We start from the raw sequence: 25,301 nt of genomic DNA on the forward strand, positions 1-25,301 counted from the left end.
CTAGATGAAATAAAATTTTTAATCCTTTTAATTACTATTCACTATATCAGGAAAGAGGAAAAACATATGAATATAGAGCTACTTGATACACACCATGTGAAAGATGCAGCACATTTACTTGCACATTCTTTTGTGAATAATGAACCTCTTGTAAGCAGTTTACAAATTCCTTTTGCTCCTTTTCACAAAATGTGCGAAGAAATGATGAAACAAGCTGTATCTCAAGCTATGTCATTTGTAGCAATAGAAAACTTTCAAATTGTTGGGGTTCTTTTAACAAAAAAAGTAACCCAGCCACTAATAGATGCAGATAAAGCGAATGAACTATGCCCACAAATGGAACCTATTTTTCAACTTTTAGATACATTAGAGACAGAATCTATTGAGTTTTCTCATTTAGATAAAGAAAAATTGGTCTATCTAGATATGGGCGCTTGTCATCCAGATTGGATGGGAAGTGGTATAGTCACTACCCTGCTTTCACATGCCATTCAAGAAATAAGTAAAAGAGATTTTGATTTTATTGCTGCTTGTACAAATAAAATTTCTCAAAAAATCCTAAAAAAACTGTGTACGACCTATGAAATGAATGAAATAGTGTATAGTAATTTTCTTTATAAGGGAGCATACCCATTTGCTAATACAACAACTTCCTTAACAGCTCAATTACTATATATACCTCAATCTCAATTCGTCATCAAGGCCATATAAATTTGTGAAGAAGACTAGCTGTACTTTTGTGCAGCTACTTTTTTACACAAAGTAAGTTAGTAATAGATATTCAAGTTAACATAAGTGTCCCCTTTCATACTTTAACTTCCTCGAATTTAATAGCACTATATCGTATGTACTATCATTAGACTTAACATATCTAGATTAACCTTCTATTTACTTCAATATGTTTTACCATTACTGGATCAGACTTTCTAACGATTAAAATAACCACAATTTGTACAAGCATTAAGAAATAGAAAGCATAATATAGAGCATTGCTACCTATTTATATGTAGTATCAACAAGTAGATGCTTTTCAAGCATAGTCATTTCATAGAAAGGCATAGGCTCTAAAAATATTTTTCCTAATATGGTATGTAATCGACTTTATATACTACGTGAATTAACACATAATTTCTGATAAAGGAAGTGATATTCATGTTACCTTGCCAAGGTACGTGCAATCAATATGTAAATTTTGAGGTTTCAATTAAAGCTCCTGAAGGATATATAATTAATGATACCAATTACACTGGTGCCGTCACCTGGAATACAAACCGCTTAAAATGTGCATTTGAACCATGTACGCTACAAACACCGAACCCTTGTCTTCTTCAAACTGATTTACCAGATGGTTCCTATCCAGTACACAGTGTTCGCATCTATGGTGTACTTTCTATGCTTGTTAGTATTTCCCCTGTTCAAAATCAATATGGACAAGGAGCTGCAGCTTTTTCTAAATGGCACAAATTCTCCATCAATCAGATTATTTATTATACAACGGATTCTAATTGCTGCTTTGATTTTAGTGGCTTTAAACTTAAGAGTCTAACAATCACACCACAAGATGATAATACGTTTATCTTAAGTGGCACCCTTTCCCTTTTACCAGTGCCACCAAATCCTCCTATTTATGCTTTTACAGCAAATCAAGATGATAATACTCTTTCAGTAATTAATACAGCAACACAGACTGTTCAGCAAATAATTGATCTCCCTTATCAGCCAATTAAGGTTGCTGTTAACCCCAATAAAACATATACGTTAGTTTCGCACTTTTATGATAACCGTGTTTCTATAATTACAAATGAAACCCTTGCCATTATCTCTACTCTCTCAATAAATAAACCGATTGATATTGCATTTTCTCCAGATGGTCAGTTTGCATATATACTAAATATTTCAACTGGATCAATGGATATTACTACAATTAACATTCTAACTCAAACGATCTCTAATACGATCTCAATCGGAGTAAGTGGGTTTTCAAGTATAGCCATTGATCCAAATGGACAATACGCTTACATCGTAAATGCTAACGCTTGGAGTATTATAAAAGTTGATTTAAATACAGGAGATATCGTAGAAGAGCGTCCTACTTCAAATGATTATCCAAACATTATTGAAATCAGTTTATTTGATGGATTCGCTTATGTTACAGAAGAAATGGTGGCGTCTGGGACCACTCTTACAGTGATTGACTTATCTACTTTCCAAAAGATTGGAGATATTCTTACTGGGGCCTATTACAACTCGTTTCTTTCTCTCTCACCTAATCAACCTGTAGCATTGTTAGGAGACAAAACAAACAATGAAATCAATATTATTGATACAGCACAAAGACTATCTACAGGAACAATTTCTATCAATGGACCAGCAGACGCTGCCTTTACACCTAATGGAGAGTTCATCTATATTGCTCAGCCAGAACAAAACACAGTTACGATCCTTAACTCCGTTGATTATACGGTAAATACAGTAGTAACGGTTGGAGCATCGCCTGGGAGTATTGCAATATAAAGTTTAATACTTATTAACATTTAAGGGACATTCATGTTTCATAACCCTACTTAATTTAACTTTATACACTCGATATTTCTTCTATACAAATAACTTAGTCCTTTCTCTAAATTTAAGGACTAAGTTTTTACTTTTTAAGTAACGATTTATATACGGCTTCCCTCTCTTGAACACTTTAAAACATATTACCTAATAACTCCTGAATATTTTCTATCATTCTTTCCATTACAACTCTCTTTAATTTTATTTATCCATCAAATCATACCCTATTCCTTATATCTACCTAATCTTCCTCAAGAAACCCAATTTAAAATTCATTATACAAGTAAATAACCATTCCATATGTAGAGTATTTAAAGAAAAAGAGTGAGACTTAATAGGTTCCCTTTTCTTCTCATCCTTTTAAGAAGCTCTTTTAAGTCTAATTCTATTGTATTCCTGCTAAATAACATTCTCACTAATAAACAACATGTTATATACTATATAACAACTCTAGCAATTCATTAAAGGAATCTCCTTCCCCCTATCGAATTATTGTAGAGGAAAGGAGAGGAATACATGGAAATTCTAGGATTAGATCCTCGCGCATTAGCGACCTTAGGTGCACTTGAATACACCAATCGTCGCAATAAATTAATCGAAGACTCGGAGAATAACATATACGAGTGTAAAGAAATAAAAGAAATACTTCAATCACTTCCTAAAGAGAAGCAGATTGAGGTTCTTGAGAATCAAGCTCACTTTGAAGCTGTGGCAAAGATGATTGAACAAAACAATTTAATTCTCTTAGAACAGATGAAAGCTCTACAGCTAATTCAGAAATAATAAACTTATGATTGATTAATTCTACATATGCTTCCATAAATAATGTATTTTTATTTATACCATCAGCCTCTGTTTTTACAGGGGCTTTTGTTCTGCGTTGATTCATATTTTGAATTTGAATGGTTTCTTTCACATGTACGAATAGATCTTCTAGTAAACCTGGTGTAGACTCTAATTCTTGCTTTTCAATTTCTTCTGTAACAGCACTTATAAATTCCCATAGTACCTTTGCACCTAGTAGTTCCGCTAATCGTTTTTCACGCATTTCAAATCTTTTCATATTCACATTAAACACTTCCCTTATCTAATATTTTCTTAAAAATAACTAATAATTTATTTCGTTTTAGGAAAACAATATGGAAACATAACTTATCACGCTTCCAATTACACAAAACGTGACATTATTCTTCAAAAAAAAGAGTCCAATCAAAATTAAGTACCTTAGCTATATTCTTTGCGACAGGAACACTTGGATTTCTTTCACCACTTTCAATCATTGCATACATACTTCTAGATATTCTTGCCTTATATGCAATATAATCCTGTGTTTTCTCTCTATATTTGCGTTTTTCCAATAACCATAACCTCATTTTTCCCCTCCTTACATTGTCACAAAATGTGTATCTAATAATTACATTACATGAAAATAATTATAAATTCAAGATTTTTTACACATTTCGTGTACTTTATTAAATGTTACAAATTGTGACGTTATAATTGATATAGAAAACATCTAAAAGGAGGTAGCATATGTTTGGCACAAGACTACACACTCTTCGAAAAGAACGCAAACTGCGTCAAGAAGACATGGCAAAACAACTAGGGATCGCCCGAACTACATATGCAATGTATGAACAAGGAAATCGTGAACCCGATTATAATACATTGATAAAATTAGCCACTTTCTTTGAAGTATCAATTGATTACCTCCTCGGTACAACTAAAATAAGACAAGTTACAGACATACAAGATCCTGACCTTTATCAATGGTTTAAAGATATAAGCAATGCGACTCCTCAAAAACGTGAGGAATTAAAAAAATTTTGGGAGTTTATAATACAAAGAGAAGAATAGATTATTTAAAAGACCTTCACCTTGACAGGGTGGAGGTCTTAAGTTCGATCCTCTTCAGGGTCATACAGTTAGTTATATCAAGAGTTTGAGTACGTTTCTTAACAATTAAAAATGTTATGGTCATTACCAAACCGCTACGACTAAACGAAAACCACTTCGCAAAAAAATGCGGAGTGGTTTTTTGTTGTTAAAATTGGCTGTCATTGATTTTTGGACGATAGAGAGTTTAAGAATGTTACACCGAAAACGCTACAAAGCTATTGGGATATTTTGAAACAAATGGATTAGTTGTGTTTTTCTATGCAATTGTCACTTTTTTCACTTCTACTCCCTCTTTGTATCCCTCTTTTTACATTCGCCTCGACATTATTTTTTCTGCACAAACAAGAGGCCATTATTTAGCCCCTCGTTGTTCTCTGTATTCTTTTAATCTTCTCTTAAATGTAGCAACACTACACTTTGCAAATTCAGCCCCTCAGGCTGTGATATTGTACCAGCTTTAACTTGCTGAATGGCATTTAATAAAGCCCCTTCAATTTTATGTATCTTAGATTTTCTCCCAAACTTAACGCCCTTCTCTTTAAGTGCTTTTATTTGAATATCCAATTCTTGTTTATTTGTACTTACACGTCCATAGCCATAATTCATTGTTATTTTCCCCTTATTAGACGTTTTTATTTGATACGACTTTTTGATACTTTCATAAAACTACTCTAATTATTCCCCCTGCTAAAATCAGTAATAGAAAATCAATTAGTTATCGAAGGTGAATATGTGACTAATGATAAGATAGTACTTACATTACTCAAATGGAAAGCGAAGTATTAAATAAATAATATGCAAAATTGTATTTTCCCCTATTTTTAGAAGGGATTAATCTCTAATTAGTAGAATATATATTATATTACAATATAAAACATACTAAAATGGGATTATTAGGGGTGAAGTAATGAGTACTACTACAGAAAATATGATAGAAGCAATTGTTAAAATCGCAGAGGATTACGAAGGGACAAACTTTACTGATACGCATGTGGAGAATTGGCTAACTCAATTCCCATCAAATCAACATGACTTAATTTTACAAGAGTTACATAATATTCTTAGTAAAACATATATATCTAAAGCAGAAGTGATTGAAGCATATGAAGCTCTTATAGAGAATAAGACTATTTTCCCTCAAAGTATAGATACCTATAAATTTATTAACCCTCAAACAAGAGGCGGTAGCCAAAAAGATATGTTAGAAATTATGGAGGGGGTCGTTCAAGAAAATCATGGATTTTCATTAGATGATTGTGGTCAAAATAATATCACATCATACGTTTATATAGATGATGCTATTTACACTGGAAACCGTGTGATTCGAGACATTCAAAAATGGGCAAATGAAATAGATGATCCTAGTTTAGTTTTACAAATCGATATAATTGTTTTAGCATTACATAATAGGAATAAAGGTTATGTGGAAAAACAAATTAAAAAGGTTTTTCCACAGGCTACAATTAACTTTTGGCATTGTATACGCTTTTATGATGATATTTTGAAAGCGGAAAAATCATTTGAAAGTTACCTACCTTCATCTGAATTAGAATATAATGATCAAACAAAACGATATATAGAAAGTGTTAGCGAAACAAGGACTACGGCACAAAATGAGAGAGTTCCTCTTCTTAGAAATATTGGGGAACCTACATCAGATGAGTATTTCACAAGTCTTCAAAATAGAAATTTAGTTGAGAAGATTTTTTTTGAAAAAGGTGTAGAAATTGTAAGTTATGCAGCGAATCCAAACCGGAATATGAGACCGATGGGGTATGATAACAGTAAGACGCTTGGCTTTGGTTCATACTTTGTGACATACAGAAATATAGCCAATAATTGTCCTGTTGTTCTTTGGTGGGGTGACCCAGACGCATTTTCAGGCATCGACAATTGGTATCCACTATTCCCCAGAACTGCTAACTAGAGGAGGGATACTATCAAATCTACTCAAAAAATTTATAAAAGAAATGAAGTTGTGTTTTTTAGGAAAACTAAAGAGGAATACGGTGGTTTATCTAACATGGCTGCAGGTTTTCCAATTGAATTAAATGGTGCTAGAATTCTATCTTCAGAGGCTTTATACCAAGCCATGCGATTCCCTAATCATCCTAATTATCAAAAAGAGATAATACAACAAAAAAGTCCAATGACAGCTAAGATGATTAGTAAAAAATATCGCCCGCATACAAGGGAAGATTGGGAAGACGTAAGGATAATGATAATGCGTTGGTGCTTAAGAGTTAAGCTAATTCAAAACTGGGATAAATTTGGTTCTTTATTACTAAGCACACTTGATAAACAAATTGTTGAAGAGTCTAACAAAGATGATTTTTGGGGAGCTAGACCCTCCGACATGAATTTATTGGTGGGAACCAATGCATTGGGCAGATTATTGATGGAATTGAGGGCGGAATTAACTAAATTTATAGGAAAAAAAGAACTCTCCTCACCACATATTGATAATTTTATGTTGTATGGAAAAGAGATAGGGAATATTGGGTTTGAAAATAAAACGATGCCAATTGAATCTTTATCGAATACAAATTCTAATTTTGAAAATTTATCATTGTTTGATTAATAATTATGAAAGCTACTTTTGCCTTAGGGATAAAGTAGCTTTTATTACATTTACTAATACAGTTATACCTTCCCTCTAAATCGTACGATAGCTTGGAAGTCCTTATATATCTATATTTTATTAAATGATTTTTTTCGTATATTTATAATGCTATTAATCTTTGTCGCTAATTTCTATGACTTGAGTATCTAAAACCATTTTTTATAAAAATACTAGCAAATTAATCTGTCTCCTTTGTAAAGGTCATTTTGAAAAAAGTTAGGCAACATCAAGAAGATGATTTCTGTATCCAACAGGAGTCACCTTTTTTAAATTCCATTGATATCTATAGTGATTATAGTACGTCATATATTTCTTAATCTCTTGTTTCAACTCATCAAAGGACACGCAAGGTTTTATATGAGCTTCATCTTTTAAATGCCCCAAAAATGATTCTTGTGGGGCGTTATCCCAACAGTTTCCTCTTCTTGACATGGATTGTCCAAGGTTTAGCTTTCTGACTAACTTTTGATAGGTAGGGCTTGTGTAGTGGGCTCCTTGATTTGAATGAATATAAGCACCTTCAGTTAATCGAATCCTCGGATTCCTTTTTAGTTTATGGAGAGTTGTCGTTACGAGCTCTAATGTCATCTGTTCTGAAACATGGTAAGCTAAAATTTCATTAGTTGAGTCGTCTAAAATTGTAGATAAATAGGTCCTTTGATTCTTACCGTAAACTAAATAGGTGATATCTGTAAGAAGTGTTTTGCCTGGGGTATTTTGTTTAAATTCCCGATTTAATTGATTCGACACTATTCGATGTTCTTTTGTAGCTTTAAGCATTATTTTATAAAGATTCGCTTTAAATTGTAGACAACTTGAAACTGACCCGCCAATGTCATTTTTATCTGACGAGCCTCCTTCTTTCTATTTCTAAATCAAAGTGCTTTTAATATGGTTTCCTTCAAGATTTCATCTCGATCACTCTTTTGTTTCCATTGTTCTTGAGATGAAGCTGAAAAGTAATTATAGTATCCCGAACGGGATACGCCAGCTACTTTACACAAATGACTGACCATATTCCTTAAGTTGTATTTCATGATGACAGAACGAATCAAGATGAATTTCTGACTAGGTGGTAGTGTTATTTTCTTCTCATCCTCCCTTCCATAAGTTTGATTTTTTTAGTAAGTTTCATTCGGCTTCTAAACGGGCATACTTTTCTTCTAACGTAAGCTCTCTCTCAAGAGTTCTTCCAGCGTTTTCAATACGTGTATTCCTTAAGCCCAATACATTATTTTTTCTATAAGCAGCACACCATCTACTTCCCGATGACATAACTCGTTTCATGGCAATCATATCTATATCAAAACCACATTCTTGAAAAATATTTTGAGGTAGCTTTCCTTTTTCATTTTCCTCAATAAAAATATGCTGAAATTCCTCTGTATAATTGATACCTTTCTGACTTACAGATTTTACGTATAGGTTATTTGATAGAATTTGAATTTCTCTTTCTACAAATAGCTTTTTTGTCATTTTTAACATTCTCTGATCCCAATTTTCCTTTTATTATACAAGAAGTACCCTATAGAATAGACTTTTTTCAAGTGTCTATTCTATAGGGTACATTTTAAATTGAACGCCTTCTTTTCATTTAGAATATCTTTTAGATATATATTTTCTCCAGCGGTATAGGAAATAGGGAATTTTATACTTAAATATGTCATAGATTTCTTTTTAGAATTCCAAAATCGATATTTAACCTCTGTTTCCCCTTCATAAGCAGTTAGAAATTTATCTAACGTCATGCTTTTTTTGTATCAATTTATCATTTCTTTGTTTATATAGACTTCATTCCATGAATCAAAGAAAGGGAAATGTGCCAAGATATCTCGTATAAATTTAAATAAATCTTTAGCTATATTAGATTCTGTAGGGAGTCTTTTTAATTCAATAATTTTTATAACATGTTTGAGAGGTTCATAGTTTAAGATTTCAGCATAGAAGATAAATATAATTTTTTTATATTGACTTAATAATATTTTTAATTTTAAGTTCTTTTATTAACATCTCAATATAATCTGAGTACCTTTTATTATCCATAATTACAATTAACTTATCTTTTGCTCTAGTTGTAGCAACATAATGTTCATTAGTATCTATATTATAATGTACTTTGTAATCACTCGCAGTAATAATGACTTGATTAAATTCTAAACCTTTTGCAGAATGTACAGTAAATATTTTATGTAAATATTCATTTGTATCAAAAGCTATATCAAATTCATTAGTCATCATTACTTCTGTAAATGCTTCAATTTCTCTAGTATCTAAAGTAATTTCTAATTTTGCAAATAAATTCATTAATACCTGATTAATTAGTACCTGATTAATATCTGGCACAAGTAGTTCATTAATTATTTTTTGTATCTCCCTAATTTCTCGTGGGTTTAGATTACCTACAATTTCAGCAGCTAAATCATATATTGAATACCTATCATTTTTAACATATTTAATTACCTCTTTTAAAAGAGTTGCATTTGGAGTTGCCCTATCTAAAGGAGTTTGGGGAATAAAAATAAAATTAAACCCTTCTTCATTTAATTCATTCATTATTTCAACAGCTTGATCACGTCTCCGGACTAAAATCACTAATTCCTCATCTAGTTTTAATATCTGCTTCACTCCTGTTAACTTTAATAAAATATCTGAAATTGGCATATCACCCGCTATACTGATTACATTTTGAACCTCATTTTGTTCTTTAATTAAACTTCTAGTTTCTTCATTAAACAAATTAGCGTAATTTTGTATATCCTGACAGCATCGAAAGTTGGATGTTAAATTATACTTATTAAAATCCTTAGAATTTTCTATAAGACCATTAAAATTTTCAGGTTCTGCTCCCCTCCAAATATAAATAGATTGTTTAGGGTCACCAACAATGAATAACTTAATTTTAAGCTGATCCTTTAAATACATAAATAAATTATGCATATCCTTATCCGAATCTTGGTACTCGTCTATAAATATCTTAAAGTACTTTGAAAACATATATTGTCTAGCGACAAGTGATCTTTTTAAAATATCTAAAGCCAATTGAAACTTAAAATTCTTTTTATGATTACTATAAGTTCCTAATATATTTTGATATTTCAGTAGTTGCAGTCCCTCTTCGTATGAAGCAAATTGGTTATCAAAATATTCAACAGTGAAATTGTCTGGATAATCGTTTCCAAATGCATCTTTAATAAACGGCCTAATAATTTCAGCCTCGACAAAACCATCATTAGTGCCAATAAAATTCCCTCTTGATGAATATCCTAATCTTCCCTCGATTTCTTTTGCTGCCTTATTAGTAAAAGTAACAGCTGCAATTGAGTAATGAGTTTTATTTCCTTTTAAATCAGCTTCAATTTTACTAACTAATATTGTTGTTTTACCCGAACCTGCTCCAGCAGTAACAAGGATATTACCCCCATCCTTTATTATTTGTTCTCTAGACATTTTATCCTCTATCACTACCCACCAACTCCTTTAGGCATGCAAATTTTTCGTGCTCAAAGACATCAAAACAATCTTTTGTACTTAAATTATTTACTAGCTCGACCATGTTAAATAGTTTACTTTTCTGTAAATAGTGCACGGGATCTTCGTTTTCAAAAATTCTTTTCATACTTTCACCAATTGCAGAATATAGATCATTTTCCAGATCGATTTCCGATAAATATATTCGTTCTCCTAAGAATTCCCCTACTTCATTTTTATATTGTTTAAAAATCTCTTTTTTTCTCTCATTTAGTCTCTCTGTTTTCTTTTTACCTTTTATATCTTCAGGGATTTCAATAGTAATCTCATCTAGATTTTCACGTCCTAACAATTTTAAGCATCTATTTAATCCTAGTAATTCGTATACACCCTTTTTACCTTTTTTTGATTTCAAATCATTATCCGTTTTAATTATATAGGTTATACCTAAATCATTTAATGTACACACATAATGATTAAAATACGTCCCTCCTACTTCAAGCAAGAAACCTCCATTTAATTCATATTCTGGTTCTATTTCATCTAAAACCTTTTCAAATAATATTTTTTCTGAAGGACCTTCTATTAAAAGTACTCTTTCAGCAAATAGAGCCGATGATAATGCTTTATTTAACTTTTTCTTGACACTTCCATAGGCTTCTTCCACATTATACATGTGGGAAGAACATACAACTTTTTCAGTTGAATGGACTCTTATTAATCTAGTATTATCCATTTCATAAAGAAGTTCAGGAGAGTGAGTGGATAAGAAAAAATACTTATATGTAGATTGTTCAAATAACTGTTTTGATAAAGCAATTTGCATTGACCTATGTAGACTGATTTCTGGTTCCTCAATTAAATAAATAACAATTTTATCCTCATATTTTTTCTTAGCCAGATAGTTATATATAGAGTAAGAAAGCATTTTTCTTCTACCATCCCCTGAGGTTGGATAATAATTAGAATCACCGTCTTTTTTTATATATGGAATAATATCTGAGAAAAATCCTTTAATTGCCATTTCGGACTTCAATTCAATAGAAACCTCTTCTTTTTTTAAAGATCTATATTCATTTGTTATCTCTTGCTGGAAACCTTTAATAATTGTCATTTCTCCTATTTGTTGATTTACTTGATCTGTTAAAGATTTAATATTACTTAAAATCCCTTCATCTGATTCATTCCCCTGTGATTCTTCAAAAATATACTTTTTATTTTGCGCGAACAATTTGTCTAAATCAACTAGAGGATTTATATAAATCACCTTAAATACATTGTCTAACGCGTTTATATTCCCTCTCCCTGGAATATCTATTAAATTATCTAATTCTGATCCCCATTTTAAAATTATGTTTCCATATAATTCTTTATCATCATATTTTGATTCTAGTGCGATATAAAAAACATCTGCATTTGCCGACGTTCTAGCTCCCTTAACCACTGAAATAAGTTTTTTTGTATCTTCATCTTTTTCATAATCAGACAAATCAAGTGTTAAAATAATTTCAATTTTTTTAGAAGTGTCATGTTTATGATAATCAGATTTATTAAAACCAAATTTCCTTACATCTTTATCTAAAAGAAATCTTAATGCATATAAAAAGTTTGTTTTTCCAATATCATTCATCCCGAAAATCACATTTTTATTATCTAAATTTATATTTACTTTTTCAAAATTCCTAAAGTTCCTTATTGTAATATTACTGAATTTCATTATTCATCACCTTATCTTATTAATTATTTAATTTTTAATATATACCTTCTTTAATTCTACTCTTTTTCCTATATTTTATTAATAGTTATGCTGCCTTCCCCCATTATGACCCCTTCCTCAATAAATAAAAAACCATGTATTTCTACATAGTTTCATTATACAATAAATTCTCCTTAAATTTTCCATACTTTAAAACTTACTTCTTATAAAAAACCACACATCTGATTTCCATAAAAAAAGCAGACTCCTACAAAAAGAATTTGATGAACGAATCAAACTCCAACAAGCTTATATCGTTGGAGTTATACGTGGAAAAAGAAATATTTCCATGCTTATTCTCCAAAAAGTAGCTATTGATCTAGATATTTCACATAATAAAATTTAAAACTTTGGTAATTTATTAAATCATATGTATTCTGGTATCCTATTAATTAAAAAGGACATCCAAATTAAAACAAGCCCATTCTAAATATTTATAAAAAATATCCCTTTACCTTTTCCTATTTTTGCAATACTCTTAGTAAGCTCAACCATATTGGAGATAGTTTTTAACTTAAATATATATTTGCTTCCTAATAATTATTCTAGGATCATAGGTGCGTTTACTATAAGTTCTGCAAATCTTAACGCATCTCTATATCCCTCATTAATTTCAATAGTGAATTAAATGTATTTTCTAAGAACTTGATACCTCTTACGCACTCAATTTCCATTAGCTATTTATACTCCCCTATAACTAGCCAATTATTGTTTATATTTGTTATAACTTTATTTATTGTAAAAAACTAAGTTTCTATATACATAACCAACAACAATAAAAAATAAAGATTACATCTTAAATACTTTTTAAATTAATATAACGAATTTTAAATATTAATTTTGAAATAATAAGAAAAAATGTTAAAATTAATAATATTATCGATTAAATGTATAGTGTTCAATTGTTAAATTTTTAGGAGCTGAAAAATTTATGAGTGTATTTGGAGCACATAAAATAATTCAACCTTTTATTTCTGAACCGAATCTTTCAACTTATCTTGTAGGATTTGATTTAAATGATAAGGGTGAAACAGAATACAGATTAAAAGAACTAACCCAACTATTATTAAATGTAATACCTGAATTCTCATTTGGATTCCATGAAGGGACTTCAACAGAAAATGAAAATCTTGTTTCAAAAGTAAGTGAAGCTGCAAAAGCAATTTACAATATTACTGAGTTTTCAGAAGTTAACAATATTTATATGAATGGTAATTCTATATCTGATGACGATATTGAAAAAAAATTTTTAAGAAGAGGTGAATTTGGAGAACTAATTTTACATTTATTACTTCGAGAATTCCACTCAACTATTCCGTTATTATCAAAGATATATTTTAAAGATTCCTATGGGCATACGGTTCATGGATTTGACGCTATACATATACAACCAAATACTAAAACACTTTGGTTAGGTGAGTCAAAATTATATACTGATGGAAAAAAAGGAGTGTCTGCCTTAATTGGAGACATAATGGAACACTTTAAAAAAGACTACTTAGACAGTGAATTTATGTTAGTTTCAAAAAAGGTAAAACACTTTAATAACATTCCCGAAAAAAATTACTGGCTAGATTTATTGAATGGTAGTACAAAATTAATTGATCAATTAAATTCAATTAATATCCCTCTATTATGTACATATTCTAGCGAAAACTTTAATAAGTATAATGATGAAACTTGCTCAGCTTTTATTTCCGAATATGAGAAAGAAATAAGAATGCTTCAAGATCATTTCTATACTCAGAATAATCATCCATTTAAAACTAAGTTAAATATCATTTTATTATTATTTCCTGTTAAATGCAAAGTGGAGTTAGTAAAAAGTTTACATAAAAAATTATATTTAATGCAATTATTGGGGGATTAACAAATGGAAAAATTAACAAAAAAGCTTATTAACGGTAATAGCTTGGATTTAGAAGAAAGTTTCCAACTCGCAAAAGAATGTTCCAGTCTATTATATAATTTAGAAACTGAACATTTAGCGCATAAATTAATCATTAATATATTAGATAATTGGAGTAAGATACATACATCTACTAAAGACATTTGGATTGATTTAGTGGAATCTGCGGGTTTTTATCCTTATTTAGAGAAATTAAAGCAACAAACTAGTATTAATGGTACAGCAGCAAAAATTAGAAAAGAATATCATAAATCCCCACAATTAATCAACAAATATTTACATGAAGAACAAAAAATTCTATTAAATCTTTTAATGCAAGGAAAAAACTTAGTAGTAAGTGCTCCTACAAGCTTTGGAAAAAGCCTTTTAATAGAAGAATTGATTTCAAGTAAAAAATATAAAAATATTGTAATTATTCAACCTACCCTTGCTTTATTAGAAGAAACACGATTAAAGCTCAAAAACTATTCTAACTATTACAAAATTATAATTCGAACTTCACAAAAACCTTCTAAAGAAAAAGGAAACTTATTTTTATTAACAGCAGAAAGAGTAATGGAATATACAAATTTACCTAAAATCGATTTTTTGATACTAGATGAGTTTTATAAACTCAGTACAAAGAGAGATGACGAAAGATCTGATACATTAAATAATGCATTTAATTTACTAGTTAATAAACATAATGCTCGTTTTTATCTATTAGGTCCAAATATCGACAATATCTCTCCTGGTTTTGCTGAGAAATATAATGCAGAATTTTACAAAACAAAATACTCTTTGGTTGATAATCAAATCATAGATGTATATTCTCAATATAAAAATCAATTTGGCACAAGAGGACATAAGAAAGAATTTAAAGAAAAGGTGCTATTTGATTTACTATATGAACTAGAAGGAGAGCAAACAATAATTTATTGCTCCTCTCCTAGTAGGGTCCGTAACTTATCTATAAAATTTTTAAAATACCTAATTAATAGAGAAATAATTGAAAATAATTCTTCCAGAGAAATCCCTTTAATTGATTGGATAGGAAACTATATTAATAAAAATTGGCAATTAATTAATTGTTTGAAATATGGGATAGGAATACATGATGGAGCACTACAAAAACACATTAGCACTTCAATAATTAAATATTTTAACGATGAAAAGTTAAGATATCTCTTTTGCACCTCAACTATTATTGAAGGTGTTAACACTAGTGCTAAAAATGTAATATATTTTGATTCAAAAAAAGGTGGAAAACCAATCGATTTCTTTGACTATAGTAATATTTGTGGGAGATCCGGCAGAATGATGATACATTATGTCGGTAAAGTTTATAATTTTAATCCAAAGCCTGAAATAGAAAATATACAGGTAGATATTCCATTTTTCGAGCAAAAACCTATATCAGATGAAGTCTTAATTCATATAGAAGATGAGAATGTTCGTTTTCCTGATAGTCAACAATACAAAGACTTACAAAATATACCACAAGAAGAGAGAGAACTCTTCAAGAAGAATGGCCTAAGTGTTAAAGGGCAACAAATAATTTTAGAACAGCTAAAAAAAGATCTTACAAAAAATTTCCATTTAATTAAATGGAATTATCCTAATTATGACCAACTACAGTATATACTACACTTGGCATGGGATAATTTAATCAAAAAAGGTGAAACCACCTCACCCATGACTAAGAAAAAATTAGTCAAGCTTACTCATGATTATGGGAAAGAAAAAAACATTCTATTTTTAATTAATAGCAACTATAAATATATGAAATCAAAGGAAAAAAACAAAGCAAAAGATGATCTAACTATTCTAGATGATGCTATAAGAGAAACATTCCAAATATTAAAACATTGGTTTCAATATAAAGTTCCCAAATGGCTAAACGTTGTAAATAATCTACAAACTTATGTATGCCAAAAGTACGGATTTGAGCCTGGAAATTATTCACCTTATGCAAGTCAACTTGAAAATGAATTTATTAGAGAAAATTTGTCTATCCTTATTGAATTCGGAATACCTAGCTCTGCAATAAAAAAATTAGCACAATCTATTCCATCCGAATTAAATGAGGATTTAGTTCTTCAATATATTACTAATAAGAATTTAATGAACAATCCAAAGTTATTAGATTATGAAAAAGAGAAAATTCGAGAAAATCTATAATAATTATTACCTACAATTATTTCCATGATTATTTAGTCTAGTAACGAAGATAATAAAAACAATTTATAGTTTGCAAGATTTAAAATAAACTAATCTTGCAAACTACCCTGCCAGGGTTTATGCGTCGCTTATTTTGAATGACGACACAGCTAATCAATACAATTTTCACTTTTAAAAAATAAGTCTATTCAATATCTAAAGAGTAATTAAATAGACTTATTTCCTATTAAATTGGATAATTTCCCCCTTGAAATCCATATATAAATAAAACTAAATTTATTTCATTTGAACTTTTCATAAATTGAATATTATCCATTTCAAATTAATTTATAATATATTTATTATATTTTATCTTTTCACTCTATTATTCCATAATTAGTTTTTCAAAGCTCCATTTCTATTTTGGTAAAACTTCTTCCAATTACTTTTTATCAAAATAAATTTTAAATTGTGCATTTGAGTTTTGAACGGCACTCCATGTGGACATAAGTAAATAATCTATCTGAATAATTTCTGGTTTTTGATTTTTTTTCTTTTGTTTTTCTTTCATGTACTCATCTTTTGAAAACATATTTCCTAGCAATGCCCATACATAAATATTTGAACTTTGTTTTAATGCAATCTGTTTGATTTTATCCCAAATTTCTTGCGAATTTAAATTCTCCTTGTTTTTAATCATTCTATTTCTTACAACATTATATTTGGTTCCAATCCAATCTTCATTCCATTTTTTAATGTCTTTGGGCTCTCTGGTACCTAACGGATTAACATAGTCTAAATTTTTAATTATTTGCCCACATATATCCTGAAATTTAGAAGCAGATAGTGTCGCTTCACTAGCCTTACAATGTATAAAATATATACACTCATTTTGTTCATCTAATCCAACGAAATCTGCTATTTCTTTACCCAAATCAGTACAAATTAAATAATCCATTTCTTGAAGAGCTTGATATATTTCCATTGATCCAGCGCTTGTCTGGTTTAGATTTTGTCCCATGCTGGATAATAAATAAAATAAGGAATCTTTATCCCAATCTGCTTTCTGATTTGTTGAACTATCAGCTTTACCCTTTTCATTATTAATTTTAGTCATCGATTCATATTCTATTAATATTTCGTTTAATCTATCATCAAATGTTTCAATTGCTATCTTATAAAAATTCCCTTTTAAATATATAGCTTCATATTTTGCAGTTAGTATCTGGAATCTTTGTTCTTTATTTAAATATGTAATTAAATCCTCGCATCCTTCTCTTGAATTTATATATAAATTTTTAGAGTCAATTTTATGTAAAATATACTTACCATTCACAGAATCAAATTCAATTTTCATTTTATATTTCTTTTCATTAAAAATAATATCAAATTGATTATCCTTAATATCATAGATAATTTGCTCCCAATACATTTGACTTCCACGAATTTCAGAAATAGCTTGTCTTTGTTTTTCATCAATATAAAATAATATATTAATTGGATCTGTTTTTTTAGGAACAGTTGTTACCGGAGCATACCTATCAAAAATTTTATTTTGTTTTCTGCCACTATTAAGTTCATTAGATAAATAATCCAGCCACCCCATATAATTATCTAGTGTAAATAGATGTGATGAATCTGAAATTCGAGAATTAGAAAACCCAACATATCTCGTTCTATTATCATTGTTAAATCCTTTAACAGTCCCATAAATTGTAGTACAAAACTTATATTTATCCGTAATGGAGGGTGCCACATTATTCATATCCTCAGTAAATACCACTTGTCTTCTAATATTATTATCTACTGCATAACCATTATTAATCGTTAATTGCTTGAATTTACTTTCTTGATTAAATAATTTTTGCAGATATAAGGAACTGATTTTTTTACTATAATCTGTAATTTCATTGCAAATTATATTATTACTATCATAATAAAAAAGAAAGTTTTCTTTTAGCTTTAAAACTGTAATGCCTAGTTTTGGCTCTATAAAATAATTATTTATTAAATATGGGGAATTCCTATATACAGAATATATAATGACTAGATCAAATTCTTTACTATTATTAAGTTCATAGATAATTTTCCCTTTTTCATTTACAATAATATTATCTGTAATATGATTACAAAGTATTTTATAATCAGTTGCATTAACTACTTGTTTTAGCAAATAAATATTTGTCTTTAAAGGTAATCGAAAATTTTTTAATAATTCTTCATCTAACTCTTTTTTTAAGTAATCAATTTTCTCTAAAAATCTATTATTCATATGTAGCGCAGGAGGGTGCTTTAATAAAATATCATTAAAAAAATCATCAAAATTAAATGTTATTAAATTTATATTATTTTCTAACCTTTTTTCATAATATAAATATTCTTTAAACATTTTTTCTTGATTAATCCCTTTTTGTCTGTAAATCACCAAACTTTCATCGAAATCTGAATTTTTCCTAACTACCCTTCCTACTTGTTGTACTAATGACCTTACATCAGCAAACGAATCGTATATTGCTAATATAGAAAATTCTTTATAATCAATACCTTCAATTAATTTATTTTGGTGTAACCAGAATTCTGCTTTTATATCTTGAGGATTTGGCACATTCTTAAATTCATTTTTTTCTAAATTAGTTTTTAATGTTTCATGAATAACAATAACAGTTTTTCCGATTTTTTCTAATATTTCCTTTGCTTTTATACTATCTATTACATCTTTAAATCGTAATATTACTTTTGAGCTCCTCTTATCGCCTATAAACCGTTGTGATTTATCACATACATATCTAAGGAAATTTTCTAAATCTTCTTTATCATCATAGGCATCAAAAATAACTCTTCTTATTCTCCCCTCCTCAACTGCTTTATGAAATGGGTAATTATATATATATGGTTTATCTATATTAAAATTATTATCATCATTTCTAATAGGTGTAGCTGTAAATAATATAACTTTCTTATCTAAGTCTCTAACAGTTTTTTGCCAGGACTTTGCAGGTTCTCTATGCCCTTCATCGAATATTATAATATCAACTTTACTTTTTAATTCCTCAAAATAACTTTTTTTATTTACTCTTATATCATTTAATGATTTAATGGTACTTACAAAAACCGTATTTTTTTTAATTTTAATTAAATCATCAATTTTATTACTAGGATAAATATGTTCTACTTCTTTAAATTGCATAGACAACTCTAATTTAGTTTTTATTTCTGATTTTATTTCTCTTTTTATTTGTTCTGTTATTCCTTTTGACGGAGTGACAACTAGTATATTTTTAAGTTTTTCAAAACAATTACATACATAACCTATAACTACTGTTTTCCCTGTTCCAGTAGGCATTTTTACTAATGCATGTTTTTTTGATCCACTATTAATATATTTTTCTAACACTTCTACTGCTTCCATTTGATGTTCTAATAATTTATCTGTGAACTCCATATGATTTTTTATTTTCATTTACAAATCACCTATTTTCTATGATATAACACAATTGTATTTAAATTTATTACCTATAATGAAAATCAAAAAATTTAAGAGAAAATATTTAACTAACAACAATTTTAGTATATACACATGTAGCTAAAGAATAGTAATAATTGCTACCTCCTCCATATTCAAGGGATCGTATTTTACATTTCTTTTAGAAATGCCCCACCATCATAAAACTCTTATATAATCACTTTTATCTGTATATCTTTTTTCGTATCTTATCTTAAAAAAGGCTATTATACCCACATGACAAATAGTTAAAACATAAGCTTAGATACTGTTTATTATAACATCTTGCTATATTTTTTCTCACCTTTAATTGATCAAAATCTAGATTCTTTAGTTCCCTCATATAATCTTTATATTCCTCTATTACATTTAAAAAACCAGCAAGTTTTTGTATCATATAAATCCCAATTAAAATGAGTACCATATTTCCTTTTTTTTGAAGATAATAAAAAACGAATTTCTCTTCTTATTTATTGTATCATTTATTTATAATACTTTTATGAAATAAATTAAATTGTTCTCTGAAATATGAACTCGATAGGTTAAAAGGCTTATCCCATTATAGTAAATTACAATTAAAGACTTCAATTTATACTTCCTCTAATTCCAACCCAAAAATTGATTATGATTTTTGGGATTTCTGCACTTATCCAATATAAAAATCCAGATACATATATACCTGGATTTCCATTTAATTACTTATTCATTTACGATATATTGTCTTGCTCTTCTGGATTATTTAGAACACTATAGTTCTGTAAATACTTACGATAATTCTTTACAAGCTTCTTTTCCAGAACTTTACGTCCCTCTACTACCTCTATGTTCATATTATTAATTGTAGGAAATTTTGATGTAATAGATACATTTGTAATTGGTGGTGCAACAACCAACCACTGAATATTTAAAAGATCGAGTAAACAAAAAACTCCTTCAACTAGTTCTGGTGCTGACATTGTTCCAAATGGATTATCCGTGACAAGAAATAACGGACTGTTTTCCTCTACCCTTTGTCTCATTATCATTGCTATCACTATAAAATGTGCAAGTAGGGTTTGCCCTCCACTCTTTGTTGAAGAAGTCATGCTTCCATGATTAATTGTCTCCCATTCTTTATATACCGCATGCTTGGCTTCACCTCGAAGTAATCCACCTTCAATACCAGGGATATGAATCATCAATCTTGGGAAATCACCCATTGCCTTTAAAACCAATTTTGATATATTTACACTTTTAGCAATATCATGCACTGTGAAATGATCTATCTCATCCTTATACTTACTAACATAAAAGTCAATTTCATTCATACAAAATTCTTTGATTAATGGCTTAATATCTTCTACATTTATTGGAAATGGAAAGTTCTTATTGTATTTTATTAATGGAAATCGTTCTTTTTTCCAATTCACAATTGTCAATTTCCTAACTATGTCTTGAAGACCATTAATGACATCCAGTACTCTTCTTGATTGTCGCTCTGCACACAATTCAATTGCTTTGTCCGCTTTTTCTTTTTGTTCAAGTTCATCTTGAAGGTTGTTTTTTGCCCAATCAAGATAGTTGTTTAAAGAAGCTAGTGCGTCATCAAAGCTCATATCACGAATAGTAGATAAAAAATGAATTAATTCTTTTTGATAAATTTCCGGAATATTATTAAAGGATTCAATTTTTTCTTTTATCTGTGTAATACGTTTACTCAGTGTTTCTTGATAACGACGATAATCCATGGTAACTGTATTATATTTGTGATTCCACTGAGTGAAATATCCCATAGGATCTTCATGGATAGATAATCTTTCTTCCTCTAATAATATTTGTCCAGAATGAGCTGGCAAATTCAAGTCTTTAAGAAGACGAGTTATTTGTTCAATTCCTTCAAGGGATGTATGAAGTTTCTGAATTTCAACTCGTGTTTCACTATATTGCCTGTCTAAGAGATTCCGTTCTTTTCGATATTGTGCTTTCGCTGCTTTACAATCTGGAATTTCTATATATTCAGCACCAAATCGCGGATAATCTTTTTCCATATCCTGCTTCTTTTCTTCCAAACGCTTCTCTAATTTTTGAATTTCCTCACGATTGTATTCTATTCTATTTCGATTTTCAGCCAATTCCACTTGACCTTGATTCAATTGTACTTCTGCCTGAGTAACAAGCGTTACAAGGTGCATTTCATCACTCTCTGGTGTAGTCATTCCCTTCCATATGTCTCCGCTTAATTCTTGAAGGATATCTTCATGTTCTATTACTTGATTTTGCAACATTTTAACCGCTTGATTCAACTCTGCCAAACGAATATTTTTATTACTTATGTGTTTATTAATCTCATTGTATTTTATAATGTATTCTCGCGCTTCTTTAGACACTGCATAGCGATAAGTGTGTGAACATAAATCTTTACTTTTATCATATACCTGCTGTATCGCTACTACCGGCATTCGAATATCACCTAATATATTCCTAATAATACTATAGTTATATCTTACAGATTTCATCCAGTTATCGAAACTGGATTTATTGTTCCCTTTTTGAACAGTAATCTTCTTTTCTTCTTCTATCAATTGGGTAATATTATTTTCCATTTCCTCAATTTGTCTAAGAAAATTTGCTTTTGTCTTCTTATTTTCTTTGTTTTGTTCTAGTTCTTTCTCTAATAATATGAGCTCTTCTTCATTCTTTTCAATAATACCTATCTTTTGATTCAACAACTCATTTTCTTCCACTTGTTTTTTCATCTCTTCTTCTTTCTCTTCCAATTGTCCCTTCATATCTGATATGATACCAATGTATTTTCTTTCTTCTGCCTGAAGATCCAATAATTTTTGAGCCAACTCAGTTTTGAGCTTTCCATTCAAAAGAACCTCTTTTTTCTTTAAAACCTTTTCAATTTCTTTAATTTTCCCCTCTAACACTTCAATTTCATAATCAGAATCATCAATACTTTTCTCCAGCATAACTCTCCATTTATCGAACTCATACACATCATCAAGAAAACCATAACTTAAGTCTTTAAATAGAAAATTCATCTCATCTTGTTTGTCTAAATACGGATTCGTTGTACTCATTTTATCCTTTTTAGTTGATTTTGTTTTATCAACCAATACTACATAGCTACGAATTAATTCTTGTTCCATAAATGAAAGATCTAATGATTCAAATGACTCTTCCAATATTACAATACTATATCGTAATGCTGGATTCCGATCTAATTCATATCGTTTCTCTTCCATAGAAAGATTATTAAGATATTCAGTTCCATACATAGACTCTATACGATTAGTATCCAATAATTTTTTCACCTTTAATAAGTCGATATTTGGAATATAAGACCCGATTTTATCTCCTTCCTCTATCAAGTGAATATCATCTTGAAAAGCCCCCATTTTCCTCAATTGTTCTTTAACAGTATCTTTAATCTTATTTAAGTAATTTTCAAGTTCTTGTTTAATCTGATAGTATTCCTCTCTTTCCATTTCAGTAGAAAAGTTTGTTTTTAAAATCTTTGATACATTTGCTAGTAATTCATTTTCTATTTTTGTAATTTCTATGTTTTCATTCTCTAATTGATTTATTTCTTTTTTGATCGCTTTCATACTCTCTTCCTGTCTCACAATATCTACTTTGATATTAACAATTTCATTTTCCAAATTAGACTTTATATTCAATGCGATCTCAAAAGCACTTTTTACTTCGTTTAATTCTAATCCAATTTCAACGATACTGTCAGAAATGTGGTATGGTAACTCTGCCCCATACTGTAAACAAGCATCCTCTAACCTAATCTCAAATTGGTTTATACAATTTGAAAGATCATGTATCTTAAACTCTAAATCTCTTTTCTGTGTATTCTCTATATCCAAATCCATTTGTAATTCTTTAATTTTATTTTCATGTGCGAGAATAGAGCGTGCATTTCGACTCATTTCATTTCCCCAATATTCAGAAATAGATTCCCAATATTTTATAAAATATTCCTTAATTCTTTCCAGATCATTTGTTGATCCTTTCATATCATCGGAATTTATTAGCGTAGAAATTTTTTGATTATTTATTTCGATTTCATCTAATTTTTCCATCCTTCTTTTTAGTTCTAAATTCACTTTTTGGTGTATTAGATTCTGTTGATATCCATTAACAGTAAAGTCTGCTTTCAATTGTCTATGTTCCAACTCATAATATTCACCATCCACTTCATCTTTCTCCTGATGCAGAGCAATATAATCGATGTTTGCATATTTCCATCTTGCTAAGTCGCGTTTTTCTTTCCGGTCACTTTGCTCTTTTTCTAGTTTGTCTACCTGGTTTTCTTTGTATTCCATTAATGTAATGAGAAGTTGAAGAAGTTCTGCACCTTTATTTCTCCATAGTTCTACTTTCTGTTTAATTTCTTCTCCTTCATTAAAACGATCTTGGAGTGGCAAAATATAATCATTAATTTGTTCAATGCTGTCTACCATTGCTAACAAATCCGGCAATTCTTTTGAAATCTTTAAGACTTCTAAAAACCATGTGGTTACAACTGAAACTTCTTTTTTATTTCGCGAATCAATTCCTTCAATTTTATCATTTATAGTAGGCACAAGAAGGTTGTAAAACAATCCTGTATTATCAGTAGAACCTTCAAAGAACTTACCGAATCCACCTTCTCCTACATTAATTTTCTTTAAAATATTAACCGTGTTAGCATCATATCCAAACTCCTCAATTTTTTCAAAATACTGTTCTTTTTCTTGTTTCGAATAAAAATGAAACGACTTATCAGCCTTAATTTCTTCTTTCCACGTACTAAAAGACACTGCCTCTTTTTCTTTTTCATCCCACAATTGAAAATCAAAGATATCAGCCTTCTCAACTATTAAAGGCTCCTTTGTATATAGAAAATAATCTAGTTCAATAGGAGAATTGGTAAATTTCCTTTTATCATTTGACACAAGACGTGGAGTCACCGTAATGCCAAGTATCACGCGTTTTGATAATGAAACTTGCCATTCTTGTACAACGTGAAAAGTATATTCTATAGGTCTCTCTTCAGTATTAAAAAAGAAATGATGTACATGGTTTAGGTCATTCTTCCATGAAGCCAAAGGTTCCAGAGTCTGAAACAACATTTGAAAAAATACACCTTTCCCTCCTCCATTCCGAAGAATATATGCAGCATGACTCGGCATTGCCTCAGGAATAGTAAAATCCAGCTTTAGATCATCCGTATGTATATTACCTGAATCATATTTCAGCCCAACTACCCTCATTTTTGCAAGTCTCGCCTCCATTATGCTTTCAACTCCCCACTACACTTTATAATTAGAAAACTATTAAAATGGATCATTCTCTTCGCTTCTAACTTTCTAAGACTCCAAACAGTTTGTTCAAGTAGTTCTTTACTAAACTTAAATATCGTGAATTTTCCGTTAATTATATTTGCGATTTGGTCTTTTAATGATTTCATAAT

At 29.5% G+C, this 25,301-nt stretch carries 15 protein-coding genes and 2 pseudogenes; 8 read left to right on the forward strand and 9 right to left on the reverse strand.

Annotated features, from left to right (window positions below; genetic code table 11):
- Positions 1-66 precede the first annotated feature (66 nt).
- Entirely contained in the window at positions 67-711 is a 645-nt protein-coding gene (locus tag ACS2FK_RS24100; protein WP_016078359.1) for a hypothetical protein, read from the forward strand.
- 441 nt (positions 712-1,152) lie between these two features.
- Complete coding sequence (locus ACS2FK_RS24105; RefSeq protein WP_063549827.1) at positions 1,153-2,514, forward strand: YncE family protein; 1,362 nt, start codon at positions 1,153-1,155, stop codon at positions 2,512-2,514.
- 700 nt (positions 2,515-3,214) lie between these two features.
- On the opposite strand, the gene ACS2FK_RS24110 is transcribed toward ACS2FK_RS24105, so the two are convergent.
- Positions 3,215-3,625 carry a hypothetical protein gene (locus tag ACS2FK_RS24110; protein ID WP_063549825.1) on the reverse strand — a complete coding sequence of 137 codons (411 nt, stop codon included), beginning with the start codon at positions 3,623-3,625 and terminating at the stop codon, positions 3,215-3,217.
- A 115-nt stretch (positions 3,626-3,740) separates the two neighbouring features.
- Positions 3,741-3,929, reverse strand: a complete 189-nt coding sequence (locus ACS2FK_RS24115; RefSeq protein ID WP_001241908.1) for a helix-turn-helix transcriptional regulator — start codon at positions 3,927-3,929, stop codon at positions 3,741-3,743.
- Positions 3,930-4,089: 160 nt separating this feature from the next.
- Here ACS2FK_RS24115 and ACS2FK_RS24120 point away from each other — a divergent pair, with 160 nt between their 5' ends.
- On the forward strand, positions 4,090-4,413 hold the full coding sequence (locus tag ACS2FK_RS24120; RefSeq protein ID WP_063549823.1) for a helix-turn-helix domain-containing protein: 324 nt from the start codon (positions 4,090-4,092) through the stop codon (positions 4,411-4,413).
- Positions 4,414-4,807: 394 nt separating this feature from the next.
- On the opposite strand, the pseudogene ACS2FK_RS24125 reads toward ACS2FK_RS24120, so the two are convergent.
- Positions 4,808-5,007, reverse strand: a pseudogene (locus ACS2FK_RS24125) (recombinase family protein); the annotation flags it as partial.
- A 355-nt stretch (positions 5,008-5,362) separates the two neighbouring features.
- Between ACS2FK_RS24125 and ACS2FK_RS24130 the strand changes: the two are divergent.
- Together ACS2FK_RS24130 and ACS2FK_RS24135 are read left to right on the forward strand one after the other, a co-directional pair.
- The gene (locus ACS2FK_RS24130) at positions 5,363-6,382 is read left to right on the forward strand and encodes a phosphoribosyltransferase-like protein (protein ID WP_063549819.1); all 1,020 of its coding nucleotides are present in this window, start codon (positions 5,363-5,365) and stop codon (positions 6,380-6,382) included.
- Positions 6,383-6,433: 51 nt separating this feature from the next.
- Positions 6,434-7,036, forward strand: a complete 603-nt coding sequence (locus ACS2FK_RS24135) for an NADAR family protein (protein ID WP_080469974.1) — start codon at positions 6,434-6,436, stop codon at positions 7,034-7,036.
- Between the two features lie 258 nt (positions 7,037-7,294).
- Here the strand turns inward: ACS2FK_RS24135 and ACS2FK_RS24140 are convergent.
- From ACS2FK_RS24140 to gajA, 3 genes and pseudogenes are all read right to left on the reverse strand, one after another.
- Positions 7,295-8,563, reverse strand: a pseudogene (locus ACS2FK_RS24140) (IS3 family transposase).
- A 477-nt stretch (positions 8,564-9,040) separates the two neighbouring features.
- Positions 9,041-10,525: an ATP-dependent helicase gene (locus ACS2FK_RS24145; protein ID WP_063550082.1), complete on the reverse strand. Its 1,485-nt coding sequence runs from the start codon at positions 10,523-10,525 to the stop codon at positions 9,041-9,043.
- 1 nt (position 10,526) lies between these two features.
- Positions 10,527-12,263 (reverse strand): Gabija anti-phage system endonuclease GajA, encoded by a 1,737-nt coding sequence (gajA, locus tag ACS2FK_RS24150; protein WP_063549815.1) that lies wholly within the window; start codon positions 12,261-12,263, stop codon positions 10,527-10,529.
- Between the two features lie 205 nt (positions 12,264-12,468).
- Between gajA and ACS2FK_RS24155 the strand changes: the two genes are divergently transcribed.
- The 3 genes from ACS2FK_RS24155 (at position 12,469) to ACS2FK_RS24165 (ending at position 16,371) form a co-directional block, all read left to right on the forward strand.
- Complete coding sequence (locus ACS2FK_RS24155; protein WP_080470027.1) at positions 12,469-12,648, forward strand: helix-turn-helix domain-containing protein; 180 nt, start codon at positions 12,469-12,471, stop codon at positions 12,646-12,648.
- A 585-nt stretch (positions 12,649-13,233) separates the two neighbouring features.
- Positions 13,234-14,172 carry a HamA C-terminal domain-containing protein gene (locus ACS2FK_RS24160; protein WP_063549813.1) on the forward strand — a complete coding sequence of 313 codons (939 nt, stop codon included), beginning with the start codon at positions 13,234-13,236 and terminating at the stop codon, positions 14,170-14,172.
- A 3-nt stretch (positions 14,173-14,175) separates the two neighbouring features.
- Positions 14,176-16,371 carry a DEAD/DEAH box helicase gene (locus ACS2FK_RS24165; RefSeq protein ID WP_063549811.1) on the forward strand — a complete coding sequence of 732 codons (2,196 nt, stop codon included), beginning with the start codon at positions 14,176-14,178 and terminating at the stop codon, positions 16,369-16,371.
- Positions 16,372-16,792: 421 nt separating this feature from the next.
- On the opposite strand, the gene ACS2FK_RS24170 is transcribed toward ACS2FK_RS24165, so the two are convergent.
- From ACS2FK_RS24170 to ACS2FK_RS24180, 3 genes are all read right to left on the reverse strand, one after another.
- Positions 16,793-19,810, reverse strand: a complete 3,018-nt coding sequence (locus tag ACS2FK_RS24170; RefSeq protein ID WP_063549809.1) for a DEAD/DEAH box helicase — start codon at positions 19,808-19,810, stop codon at positions 16,793-16,795.
- A 749-nt stretch (positions 19,811-20,559) separates the two neighbouring features.
- Entirely contained in the window at positions 20,560-25,122 is a 4,563-nt protein-coding gene (locus ACS2FK_RS24175) for a hypothetical protein (protein ID WP_063549807.1), read from the reverse strand.
- Positions 25,122-25,298, reverse strand: a complete 177-nt coding sequence (locus ACS2FK_RS24180; RefSeq protein ID WP_154816443.1) for a hypothetical protein — start codon at positions 25,296-25,298, stop codon at positions 25,122-25,124. Before ACS2FK_RS24180 ends, ACS2FK_RS24175 begins: the two co-directional genes overlap by 1 nt.
- Positions 25,299-25,301: the final 3 nt, after the last annotated feature.

The sequence above is a fragment of the Bacillus cereus group sp. BceL220 genome (assembly GCF_051776965.1).
GTDB lineage: Bacteria > Bacillota > Bacilli > Bacillales > Bacillaceae_G > Bacillus_A > Bacillus_A cereus.